At 34.7% G+C, this 13,194-nt stretch carries 7 protein-coding genes; 6 read left to right on the top strand and 1 reads right to left on the bottom strand.

Translation table 11 applies throughout. From position 1 onward, the window contains the following. Positions 1-99 precede the first annotated feature (99 nt). Positions 100-1,491, top strand: a complete 1,392-nt coding sequence (locus tag MHH85_RS15995; protein ID WP_340707708.1) for an aldehyde dehydrogenase — start codon at positions 100-102, stop codon at positions 1,489-1,491. A gap of 183 nt (positions 1,492-1,674) precedes the next feature. Here the strand turns inward: MHH85_RS15995 and MHH85_RS15990 are convergent, their stop codons facing one another. After that, on the bottom strand, positions 1,675-3,252 hold the full coding sequence (locus tag MHH85_RS15990) for a two-component system sensor histidine kinase NtrB (RefSeq protein ID WP_340707707.1): 1,578 nt from the start codon (positions 3,250-3,252) through the stop codon (positions 1,675-1,677). A gap of 102 nt (positions 3,253-3,354) precedes the next feature. Here MHH85_RS15990 and MHH85_RS15985 point away from each other — a divergent pair, with 102 nt between their 5' ends. The 5 genes from MHH85_RS15985 (at position 3,355) to MHH85_RS15965 (ending at position 13,192) form a co-directional block, all read left to right on the top strand. Continuing rightward, positions 3,355-4,422: a M42 family metallopeptidase gene (locus MHH85_RS15985; protein WP_227751992.1), complete on the top strand. Its 1,068-nt coding sequence runs from the start codon at positions 3,355-3,357 to the stop codon at positions 4,420-4,422. Beyond that, positions 4,422-5,900 (top strand): UDP-N-acetylmuramoyl-L-alanyl-D-glutamate--2,6-diaminopimelate ligase, encoded by a 1,479-nt coding sequence (locus tag MHH85_RS15980; RefSeq protein ID WP_193738571.1) that lies wholly within the window; start codon positions 4,422-4,424, stop codon positions 5,898-5,900. The genes MHH85_RS15985 and MHH85_RS15980 overlap by 1 nt, the downstream gene beginning before the upstream one ends. A 248-nt stretch (positions 5,901-6,148) precedes the next feature. Further along, positions 6,149-8,035, top strand: coding sequence for a LysM peptidoglycan-binding domain-containing protein (locus tag MHH85_RS15975; RefSeq protein ID WP_340707706.1), 1,887 nt, complete (start codon positions 6,149-6,151; stop codon positions 8,033-8,035). A gap of 246 nt (positions 8,036-8,281) precedes the next feature. Then, entirely contained in the window at positions 8,282-9,856 is a 1,575-nt protein-coding gene (locus tag MHH85_RS15970; protein WP_193738573.1) for a peptide chain release factor 3, read from the top strand. A 267-nt stretch (positions 9,857-10,123) separates the two neighbouring features. Then, positions 10,124-13,192, top strand: a complete 3,069-nt coding sequence (locus MHH85_RS15965; RefSeq protein ID WP_340707705.1) for an efflux RND transporter permease subunit — start codon at positions 10,124-10,126, stop codon at positions 13,190-13,192. The last annotated feature ends 2 nt before the right edge of the window (positions 13,193-13,194 follow it).

The following is a 13,194-nucleotide window of genomic DNA, read 5'->3' as shown; positions in this document are numbered from 1 at the left end:
GAAATTATGTAACACTTTTATTATGGATAAATCACGATGTATTTATGCAAGCTTATGAACAAAATTAGATAAATATTTCGATAAATTGGAGGTTTTTTAATGGCAAATTTTAATGCCCACGATGTAGAAGCAATGATTGCAGCACAACGAAAATTTTACTTTTTAGGTGCAACAAAAAGCTTATCATTCCGTAAAGAACAATTAAAAAAATTAAAAGTTGCAATCGTCAGTCATGAGAAGGAAATTTTAAAAGCTCTGAACAATGATTTAAGAAAAAGTGAATTCGAAGCGTACTCCACTGAAGTAGGAATTGTACTAGATAGTATTAGCTATATGCAGAAGTATTTAGAAGAATGGTTACAGCCAGTTTCTGTGCCAACTCCACTGCATTTTCAACCAGGGAAAAGTTTCATTGTCCGAGAGCCATATGGGACTGTACTTATTATTGGACCATTCAATTATCCATTCCAATTAGTAATGGAACCTTTAATTGGGGCAATTATCGGTGGCAATACAGTGATTGTAAAACCTTCAGAAGCATCTGTACATACTGCTGAAATTATAAAAAAAATAATACAAGAAACGTTCCAGGAAGATTACGTACGTATAGTAGAAGGAGAAAAGGAAGAAACAACTGCTTTGATACATGCTTCATTTGATTATATTTTCTTTACTGGAAGTGTAGCTGTTGGGAAAGTCATTGCGAAAGCAGCAGCAGAACGCTTAACACCACATACGCTTGAACTAGGAGGGAAAAGCCCTGCAATTGTTGACCAAACAGCAAATTTAGAAGTTGCTGTAAAACGTATTGCATGGGGGAAATTTACTAATGCTGGTCAAACATGTGTCGCTCCGGATTATGTATTAGTGCATGAGTCCGTGAAAGTACCTTTTATCCGTATTCTGAAAAAAACTCTCCAAAAGTTTTACGGCAAAGATGCACAAGATAGCCCAGATTATGGTCGCATTATTAATGAACGTCAATTTAATCGCTTGCAGAGTATATTAGATCGAGAGCAGAGCAATGTATTATTTGGTGGTAACTATGATCGTGACGATTTATATATAGAGCCGACTGTTTTACAAAATATTTCATGGAATAGCCCTTCTATGGAAGATGAACTATTTGGACCTATTTTACCGATTATCGTTTACGATGATTTGCGTGTAGCTATTCATCAAATTCGACAATATCCGAAACCATTAGCTGCATACTTTTTCTCCGAAACCGAGAAAGCCATTCAATATTTTCTTGATGAATTACCGTTTGGTGGTGGCTGTGTAAATGATACAGTAACCCATGTAGCAAGTGTCTATTTACCATTTGGAGGTGTCGGTAATTCTGGGGTTAATGCTTATCATGGTAAGGCAAGCTTTGAATGCTTTACACATCCAAAATCAATTTTGAAAAAGTCAACGAAACTGGCAAATAATTTGTTATTCCCACCGTATAAGCAGAAAGTGAAATTAGTGAAAACGATTTTAAGATAAGAGTGGCATAGAACGTCTATTAGTCGATTGTACTGACTGATAAGCGTTCTTATCATTTATATAAAGACTTAGATTATTAGAACTTTTCGTCACTGTATTCTATTTATACTATTAGTGGAATTAATTGGTAAAAGAAAAGCATTTCTAAGGTCTCATAACCACTAGAAATGCTTTTTATGTACATCAAACGTCAACGTAAGGAAGCTTAATCGTAATACTAGTACCTTTACCGTATTCACTATCAATTGTAATTTGACCTTCGTGTTCTTGAATAATTTTTTCTGTAATCATCATCCCAAGACCAGTGCCTTCTGTTTTTGTCGTATAAAAGGGTTTAAAAATATGTTCTACAACTTCTTTTTCCATTCCGCCCCCATCGTCCGAAAAACAGATACTACAGAATTGATTGGTTGTTTTTTCAACAGTAACGCTAATATTACCGTCTTTTTCAATTGCTTCTACAGCATTTTTTATAATATTAATTATTACTTGTTTAATTTGGTTGGCATCACCTTTGATCATCATATTATTCGTGTTCCAAGTTTGTTTGAGTTCAATGTTTTTTAATTGCAATTCAGGTTGATATAAAGTCAGAATATCAGAGATGACTTTATCAATTTTGAATACTTTTGGTTGCATTGCATGCGGTTTTGAGAGGACTAAAAACTCGCTAATAATTAAGTTAATGCGATCAATTTCAGCCTCAATTAAATTTGTATAGAATGCATAGGGTGAGCTTTTATCGTTATTCATCATTTGGACGAAACCAGAAATAACAGTTAGCGGGTTACGTACTTCGTGTGCTACACCTGCAGCTATTTCTCCTATCGCCTTTAACTTTTCCGATTGAATGATTAGTTTTTCAGCTTCTTTTTTATATGAAATATCACGAGTAATAACTGATGTAGCTATAATTTTGCCATTATAATCATAAATAGGTGATAACGACATTTGCGCATCGAAATAAGTGCCGTCTTTTCTCATATCTTTTGATTCAAGCATATCGAAGCTCCCACCACTTAATAAGTGATTGCATCGTTCTTTTGCTACGTTTATGTATTCTGGAGCTACTAAAGGAACAGCTTTTCCAATGCATTCTCTCTTTTTCCATCCATAAAGTTTCTCAAATGCTGGATTAACGGTAATAATTTTATTTTCTAAATCAAAAACAGCAATACTGTCTTTTGCATTTTCAAAAAATAAATTTAAGTAAGCTTCCTTTGATAAAAAAGCCTTCTCTAAAGAGTTTGAATGGGACTCCATTTTCTTCCATGAATTATTGATATAAACTGTCTGCATAAAACCTATTATAGCGACGATAAATAAGATTATAGTAAAAAGAGTAATATCTGTATCAGTTATAGAATCACGGAATATTGTATAGCGATATTCTATAAGTAAAATAATCTGAATGATAGTAACAATAAACATTGATAAATTAATCCAAAGTGATTGATATATTGCTAGTAAAAAAAGTAGTAGAATAAGAAATACTAAGTGATAAATATAATTAGTTTGCATAATCAATAATATGATGGAACCATTCAATCCGATAATTAATAATATCCTCATTAAATATTCATTTATTCGCAGTGCCGAACAAACTAGTAAAAGTACACAATAAATGCTTGCGGTAAAGGGGAAAGGTACATCATAATTTATCAAATGGATGCAACTAATAATGGCATGAATAATGAGCCCAGTTGCAAATAAAAACAGTACAAATTGATTTCTTTTACGTAAAATAGTAGAGTGCTTCATAAAGACACCTCGAATTTGGTTATAATACCATCATACATGATTTAACGTTGTCGTAAAATGTCATATTTTGATATGATGAAAAGAATAAGGGAGGCTTTTAATTTGACAAGCGATTTTAAAGAGCGAGAAACGGTTGAATTACTGAAGGAATTAGTGAATATTGCTAGTCCATCTGGCTTTACAGAGGACATTATGAAATATATGTCTAGCCTACTAGAAAAGATGGGCGTATCTTATAAAAAAACAAATAAAGGTGCAATAATCGCAACTATTTTAGGTAAAGATGATTCTAGACATCGCCTCTTAACAGCGCACACAGATACTTTAGGTGCTATGGTTAAAGAAGTAAAAGAAAATGGACGTTTGAAATTATCTATGGTAGGAGGTTTCAACTGGAATGCTGTAGAAGGTGAATATTGTACAATTCATACAGCTAAAGGTGATAAAATTAGAGGTACGATTCTAATGCATGAAACTACAGTACATGTTTATCGTGAAGCAGGGAAACTACCTCGTAACGAAGATCACATCGAAGTTCGCCTCGATGAAAAGGTATTTAGTTCGAGCGATATTCGCACTAAAGGTATTGAAGTAGGGGATTTCGTATCTTTTGATCCACGTTTTGAATTCACTGAGAGTGGTTTTATAAAATCACGCCATTTAGATGACAAAGCTAGCACAACTTTATTATTAAAATTACTAGAAAAATTAACTACAGAAAAAATTGAATTGCCATATACAACCCATTTCTATATTTCTAATAATGAAGAAATAGGTTATGGGGGAAACTCTAACATTCCACCTGAAACGGTAGAATATATTGCTGTAGATATGGGAGCAATCGGTGATGGACAAGCATCTGATGAATATACTGTTTCTATCTGTGCAAAAGATTCAAGTGGTCCATATCATTACGCATTAACTAGACAGCTTGTAGCACTTGCTAAAGACAATAACATAGATTATAAATTAGATATTTATCCATACTACGGGTCAGATGCTTCAGCTGCGATTAGAGCGGGTGCTGATGTGCGACATGCATTATTTGGACCAGGAATTGAAGCGTCTCATGCTTATGAACGTACACATATCGATTCACTTAGACATACAGCAAATTTATTATTAGCATACATCAAATCTCCAATGATTGATGAACAGGAGGCAGAATAATGCAAGCCACCGAATTACTACAATGTTTACCAATAAAAAAAGTAATAGGTCAATTACCAGAAAACATAAAAGATATTGCGATTGATTCTCGTGGTGTACAACCGAAAAGTGTTTTCGTTTGTATTAAGGGTTACACAGTGGATGGTCATGACTATGCACAAAAAGCTGTTGAAAATGGTGCTATTATTATTGTAGCAGACCACGAGTTAGACCTTGATGGCGATGTAGCACAAGTAATAGTAAATAATACTAGTCGTGCTCTGGGTTTACTTGCAGCGAAGTTCTTCGATTATCCATCTAAAGACATGACAATGTTTGGGGTAACAGGAACAAATGGTAAGACGAGTGTTACATCTATAATTCGAGATATTCTTCATGGATTAGGTATTAAAACAGCTTTATCTGGTACAATCGGATTTAATCTAAATGGCGTCATGTACGAGTCTGCAAACACTACAAGTGACGCACTTAGTACTCAGCAAATGATTTTCCGTGCAGCAGCTGAAGGATGCCAAGGAATGATTATGGAAGTTTCTTCACACGGATTAGTAGAGGGTCGTTTAGCGGGTGTGGATTTTGATGTCGCTATTTTCACAAATCTAACGCATGATCACCTAGATTTCCACGGTACGATGGAGAACTACGGAAACGCAAAAGGTATGCTATTTTCTCAACTTGGACAAGACCTTGAAAAAGATAAAGATGCCGTCTTAAATGCAGATGATCCATGGTCAGAAAAATATCAAGAATTAACGCCGTTCCCGATCTGGACTTACGGTATAAAAAATGACGCCATTTTTAGAGGTGTTAACTGTCAATATCATAATCATATGACTTACTTCGATATGGAAACACCAGAAGGAACTTTCCCTATTAAAATGCATTTACTTGGAGAATTCAATATATATAATGTGCTAGCAGCTACTGCAGCTTTATATGCTAGAGGCTATGCTCTTGAAGATATTATTGAACAAGTTGAAGCAATTGAATCTGTTAAAGGTCGTATGCAAGGGATTCCTACAGGTGATTTACCAATCTCAATTTTCGTTGATTATGCACATACACCTGATGCTATTGAAAAAGCTATTAGTGCAGCAATGCCTTACAAAAAAAATAAAATGATTTTCGTTATTGGTACAGGTGGTAATCGTGATAAATCTAAACGACCTGATATGGCGAAAATGGCTTCTCTTTCGGATTATGTAATTTTAACGACAGATGATCCACGGTATGAAGAATATGATAGTATTTTAGCAGACCTTGAAAAGGGTATGACACATGATCACTACGCTTGTATCGGTGATCGTGCAGAAGCGGTGAAAAAAGCTGTAGAAGTTGCTGAAGCAGGAGATTTAATTATTTTCGCTGGTAAAGGTCACGAAGATTATCAGATTATTGAAAACACAAAATATCCTCATAGTGACGCAGAGATTGCATTAGAAGCTGCTCGCGAAAAATTCCAGTCATCAACTAAATAATGCTTCCCATAAAATGAAAACACTACAAATGTATTGATTTATTACATTTGTAGTGTTTTTTTAATCTTCTTGTAATCAAAGATAGGTATAATGATGTGTTATTAACTAGTTTTTTATAACGATTAAAAGTGTGGAGGTTAGATATAAAAGGTTTAATATTATGTTTGATTTTTAGGTATAAATAATTATTTATTGAATGGGGGAGAGATAGGTGCAAATGAAGAGGATATCTAATAGCACCGTTAATTATGGATACTAAAATTGGCGCGAAAAGTATATTAGTTGTCGGAATGACAGCTGTGATTGGAACATCAGCCTTGCCTGGAGTTGCAAAGGCAGATTTAAATGATGATAAAGGCTTAATAGTGCAAACAAATGCAGAAATTGAGAAAATGGAAAAGAATGATCAGTCATTAACTCCAGTTATTGAAGAATCTGATGTGCCTGTAATCGAAAGTACAAAAGATAAAGGCATAACAGAACAAGATGTGGATACATCAAATACCTTAGATAAAACAATTGATAAACTACAAGAAGAGCTAACAAATAATACAAAACAAAAGACTGTTTCAACGGCAAATGAAGTCGAAGAAATTGTACTACCACAAACTAATGTAAAAACAGTTGCACCATATAGTAGTGGTAATATTTCAACATTTATACAAACGATTGCACCGATAGCTCGGACTTTAGCAAAGACAAATGACTTATATGCTTCAGTTATGATTGCACAAGCTGTTCTTGAAAGTTCATATGGGACAAGTGCTTTAGGTGCGGCGCCGAATTATAATTTATTTGGAATGAAAGGTAATTATCAGGGAGCTTTTGTAGAGATGCTAACGTTAGAAGATGATGGTAAAGGGAATTACTATCAAATTTCTGCCCACTTCAAAAAATATCCATCTCACACGCAATCGTTGCAAGATTATGTTAATTTAATTAGAAACGGTGTATCTTGGGATGCCTTCCGTTACATGAAAGCATGGAAAAGTAATACGAATTCTTATCAAGATGCGACTCGTGCTTTAACTGGTACATATGCTACGGACACACTTTATGCTAGTAAACTAAATAATTTAATTGCAACATATAATTTAACAACTTATGATTCTAAGACATCTGTAGGAGATTCTTCAGGAGATGAACCAATAGATAACAATGATTCTAATAGTTCACTAGGAAATGAGATATTCTATACAGTACAAAAAGGCAACACGCTATCAGCTATTGCACAAAAATATAGTACAACAGTAGCAAACTTGAGAAAGTGGAATAATTTGAAATCCGACATAATTTATGTAGGACAAAAATTAATAATTAGCAAGGGTGAAACACTAGAAAATGCAGGTTTAGGAGAAAGTACAAACTCAAATAATCAATCTACAACAACGAATAAATATTACACAGTTAAAAAAGGTAATACCTTATCTGTTATCGCGATCAAATACAATACAACAGTAACAAAATTGAAAAAGTGGAATAATTTGAGCGCAGATACAATTTATATTGGACAAAAGTTAATAGTAAATAAAAGTGGGAAAGATGAAAATGTAGTTCAAGGGGAAAATACAAATTCAAGTAATCAATCAGCTACAACAAAATATTATACAATACAAAAAGGCAATACCTTATCTGGTATCGCGATCAAATATAATACAACAGTAGCAAAGTTGAAAAGTTGGAATAATTTAAAATCTGACACGATTTATATAGGGCAAAAAATAATCGTTAGCAAAAAGTCAAATGTTACTAATAACACAACTAATAGTGACGATACGTCAACAAATAACAAAGTATCCTCCACCAACAACATGTATTATACAGTGCAAAAGGGTAATACTTTATCTGCTATTAGTAGAGTATATAATGTATCAATCGCGGATATAAAAAACTGGAATAATTTAAAATCCGACACAATTCTAATTGGTCAAAAACTAGTTATTAAACAAAAAGTATCAAAGGAAGTAAAAAATACACAGCCTACTAATAAAGTCTCTAAATATATCGTCCAATATGGAGATTCATTATCTGTTATTGGAAAAGTATACGGAGTATCAGTAGTAAATATAAAAAACTGGAACAATTTAAAGTCGGATTTGATTTATGTAGGACAATCACTAATCGTCAAAAAATAACACAATCTAGATAAGAGCATGCTAACTATGTATGCTCTTTTTTGTTATAATAGTAGGGTTAAGAATGTATAACAGGATAAGCGCATGGAGAATGGACTACAATAATAGAAAAAAATAAATTGTATGTCACGCTCACCGAATAGAGTCCGTCAATGAAAAACTTATATTGACAGCTGTATTCGGTTCAGTATGGCTTAACATTTTTAGTTTTAAGATGAAACATAATGGATAGAAGGAGACTGGAAAATGAGTTCTAATCTTGAACAAGATATATTATCTCGTCGTACGTTTGCCATCATTTCTCACCCGGATGCTGGTAAAACAACGATAACAGAAAAGCTTTTGTACTTCGGTGGCGCAATTCGCGATGCAGGTACAGTTAAAGCGAAAAAAACAGGTAAATTTGCTACTTCTGACTGGATGGAAATTGAAAAGCAACGTGGGATTTCAGTAACATCTTCAGTGATGCAATTTGATTATAATGGTCGCCGTGTTAACATTTTAGATACACCTGGGCACTCGGATTTCTCGGAAGATACGTACCGTACGTTAATGGCAGTAGATAGTGCTGTAATGGTTGTGGATGCAGCAAAAGGTATTGAGGCACAAACGCTAAAACTATTCAAAGTTTGTCGTATGCGCGGTATTCCTATCTTCACATTTATCAATAAATTAGATCGCCAAGGTAAAGAACCACTTGAGTTGATGGAAGAACTTGAAGAGGTTCTTGGTATTGAGTCTTATGCTATGAACTGGCCGATTGGTATGGGTAAGGAGTTCTTAGGAATTTACGATCGCTACAACAAACGTATTGAGCAATTCCGCACTGAAGAAGATGAGCGATTCTTACCAATTGATGAAAATGGTGAGTTAGCCGTTGAACATGAAATGAAGAAAACATCTTATTACACACAGGCTATGGAAGACATTATGCTTCTAAATGAAGCTGGTAATGATTTCTCAGCAGAACGTGTAACAAGAGGAGAGTTAACACCTGTATTCTTTGGGTCAGCTTTAACAAACTTCGGTGTACAAACATTCTTAGAAACATATTTGAACTTTGCACCAACACCACAACCTCGTCTAACTGAAGATGAGCAAATCGTTGATCCTTTAGACAAAGATTTCTCAGGCTTTGTATTTAAAATTCAAGCAAATATGAACCCAGCTCACCGTGACCGTATTGCTTTTGTACGTATTGTATCAGGAGAATTTGAACGTGGTATGAACATGACTTTATCACGTACAAATAAATCATTTAAAGTAACACAATCGACTCAGTTCTTAGCGGATGACCGTGAAACAGTTGATAAAGCTGTGGCTGGAGATATTATTGGTCTTTATGATACAGGTAACTATCAAATTGGTGATACAGTTGTTGGTGGTAAAAAAACATTCCAATTTGAAAGATTACCACAATTCACTCCTGAATTATTTATGAAAGTAACAGCGAAAAACGTTATGAAATCAAAACACTTCCATAAAGGTATTTTGCAACTTGTACAAGAAGGTGCTATCCAATATTACAAAACTTTGCATACAGAGGAAGTAATACTTGGAGCAGTTGGTCAACTACAATTTGAAGTATTTGAACACCGTATGAAAGCAGAATATAACGTAGATGTTCGAATGGAACCAATGGGCTCGAAAATAGCACGCTGGATTCAAAACGAAGCTGATGTTAAAGAATCTATGACAGGTCCTCGTAGCATGCTTGTACACGATCGTTATGAAAATCTTGTCTTCCTATTCGAAAATGAATTCGCAATGCGCTGGTTCCAAGATAAAAACGAAAATATTGAGCTTTATAGCTTATTATAAGTTTCGCAAGCGGTCGTCCTACTTAGTTGGGACGGCTTTTTTTGTTTTGTTCGAGAAATAGTAATGGCTGTATTGAAATTCAACATAACCTATTTTGCTTTAAATTTTAAATGTTTCACAATTAGATTTAACACACATTAAACTTGTCAATAGTATGTATGACGCGATATTTATAAAAGTTCGGAAAAATCATTATTATCAAAAACATTTGAAGTTAAAGTAATAATTCAATATGATTAAAAGAATGAGTAAAAAGGAGCGAGCGCAATGAAGATTAGTAATTTTTCCATCAAGAGGCCAGTTTTTACGATAGTGACGATGTTGCTCGTGATTATTCTAGGCGTAGTATCTTTTTTCAAAATTCCAGTGACTTTAATTCCTGAATTAAATCCGCCAATTGGTGTTGTCGTTACAAATTATTCAGGAGCTAGTCCAGCTGAAGTAAATGAAAAGGTTACAAAACCTTTAGAAAGTACCTTATCAACCTTGCCGGGAATTAAATCGATTCAATCGACTTCTCAAGAGGGCGCAAACTTTATGATGCTTGAATTCAATTGGTCGACAGATATAAATAAGATACAAACGGATGTTTTACAGCGTATAGATCAAACTCCTATCCCATCAGAAGCTAATCGTCCTCAATTTTTAAAGTTTGATCCAGCTCAATTTCCAGTTATTCAACTGACATTGCAAGCAACTGGAGACAAACAAGATGTTCGAATTTTAGCAGAAAAACTAGAGAAAGATTTACTACGGACTGAAGGCGTTGCTAGTGTGAATATTTCAGGGACGCTTATAGAAGAAATGCGTATAACATTAGATAAGGACAAGCTTGTAAAAAATGGTTTAACCCAGGCAGATATTGTCCAAACAATTCAAGGGAACAATGTTTCACTACCTGGAGATCCGATTGAAACGGGTCAAGGACAGCAATTGACAGTGAGAGTGTTAAGTACGTTAAGTTCAGTAAACGATTTAAAAACACTTATTGTAAAAACAAACCCTTTAAATGGGGATGAAATACAATTACAAGACATTGCAAATGTAAAAGTGGCTGAGCAACCAACTGCAACGATTACTAGAGCAAATGAGCATCCAGCTGTCTTAATGTCTGTCTTACAAGAATCCGGAGCTAATACAGCAGAAGTTTCAAAGAATTTCCAAACCTCATTAAACACTTTGTTAACCCAAAAGCAGTATGAAGGTGTTAAGGCTGATATTTTATTTGATCAGGGGGATTATGTAAAGTTAGCAATTGATAATATTGGTTCATCGCTCATATATGGTGGGATTTTTGCTATGTTAGTTCTATTTGTTTTTTTAAGAGGCATTCGTAGCCCTATTATCATAGCGGTTGCAATCCCGTATTCTGTCATTGTGACATTCGTTCTGATGTATTTCGCAAATTTTTCGTTAAATATATTAACGCTTGGAGCACTAGCTTTAGGGATCGGTATGCTTGTTGATAACTCTATTGTCGTAATTGAAAATATTGAGCGCCATCTAGGGATGGGGAAAACACCAAAGCAAGCAGCTTCTGAAGGAACGAAAGAAGTAGCCATAGCAATTATTGCATCTACCTTAACGACAGTAGCTGTGTTTGTACCAGTTATTTTTATAACAGGATTAATTGGTCAAATTTTCACTGAATTTGCATTGACTATTTCTTTTAGTTTATTTGCGTCTTTAGTCGTTGCACTTACTGTTGTGCCGATGATGGCCGGGCATATGTTGAAGAGAAAGCCAGAAGATATTGAAGAAAAGCGTAGCAATTCCAAACGGTATACTGCATTTAAAAATTCAGTTGAGTGGGCAATTAAACATAGATTCTTAGTGCTTGCTGTAACACTATTTTTACTTGTTCTTTCGGTTTTTGGATTAACCCGTACGGGCATGGAGTTTTTGCCATCGACTGATGAAGGGTTCTTTTCAATTTCTGTGAAACTTAAAAATGGCTCCGCGCTTTCTAAAACAGAAGAAGTGGTTCAGTTAATTGAAGAGCGATTGAAAAAGGAAAAAGACGTTGCAGTTTACGTTAGCTTCATCGGAGGGAATCAACAAACACAATCGAGGGGGAATTCTAAAGCAAATGAAGCTGAACTTTCGATCAAACTAGTATCCCTTGATAAACGAAAGCGCTCTGTATTTGAGTTCGTAGATGATATACAAAAAGATGTGCAACAGGACGTAGGGAATAGGGCAGATGTTAGTTTTAATATGCAAACAGCATCTGGCTCTGCTCCGAATACATTAACATTTAGAGTTTCTGACACGAATCATAAGCGTCTTAATCAGGCAGTGGAGGATATTCAGAAGAAAATAGAGACAATTTCAGATATTACTGAAGTTGAAAATGACCTCAATAATACAGTTGAAGAAATACAAGTAAATGTGAAGCAACAGAAGGCCTCAGAATTAGGTTTTGTGCCCGCCCAAATTGCACAAACCGTACAACAAATGACAAAAGGCGTCACAGCAACGCAAATTTTGACAAATCAAGAAGAAGTACAATCGGTTGTTGTGAATTACGGTGAAACATATAAAAAAAGTATCGAGCAATTAAAAAAGTTACAACTGAGAAGTGCAACAGGTGAATTTGTTGAATTACAGGATGTAGCTGAAGTGAAAGTGCAAGAAGGGCCAGTATCTATCAGACGTACGGACCAACTGCCATCCGTTGCCTTTATTTTGAAGTATAAGTCAACACAAACGTTAACTGGGGCAGGAGAAAAAGTTGATAAAGTAATTAAAGAGCTCAATCTTCCAGAAAGTACATTGATTAAATTTAGTGGAGATCGCGAACTGTTTGATGAATCGATTAACGATATGCTGTTAGCCATTATATTAGCAGTAATACTTGTTTATATCGTAATGGCAGCTCAGTTTGAATCTTTTAAATATCCTTTTGTCATTATGTTCACTGTACCATTAATGGTTATTGGTGTTGCACTTGCTTTAGTGTTAACGAATACTCCGATTGGGGTGACTGCCATTATTGGTATTCTGGTTCTAGTTGGAATAGTTGTTAATAATGGTATTGTACTTGTCGATTACATTAATCAGCGAAAGGCTGCTGGAGTACCATCTTTTGAAGCGATTGTCACTTCTGCAAGAGATCGTTTAAGGCCAATATTAATGACAGCTTCAACGACTGTTCTAGGATTAATACCTTTAGCCATTGGTTTAGGTGAAGGAACCGAAATGAATCAACCAATGGGGATTGCTGTTATCGGCGGATTAGTAAGTTCTACATTTTTAACTCTCTATATTGTACCGATTGTTTATAGTTTGTTTGATCGTGAAACACGTTTTTTGCATAAAAAAAGAAAAGCATAGTA

The organism is Viridibacillus sp. FSL E2-0187, from assembly GCF_038006425.1.
Taxonomy (GTDB): Bacteria; Bacillota; Bacilli; order Bacillales_A; family Planococcaceae; genus Viridibacillus; species Viridibacillus arvi.
The sequence above is the reverse complement of the archived record's forward strand: the minus strand, read 5'-3'. Positions and strand labels throughout refer to the sequence as shown.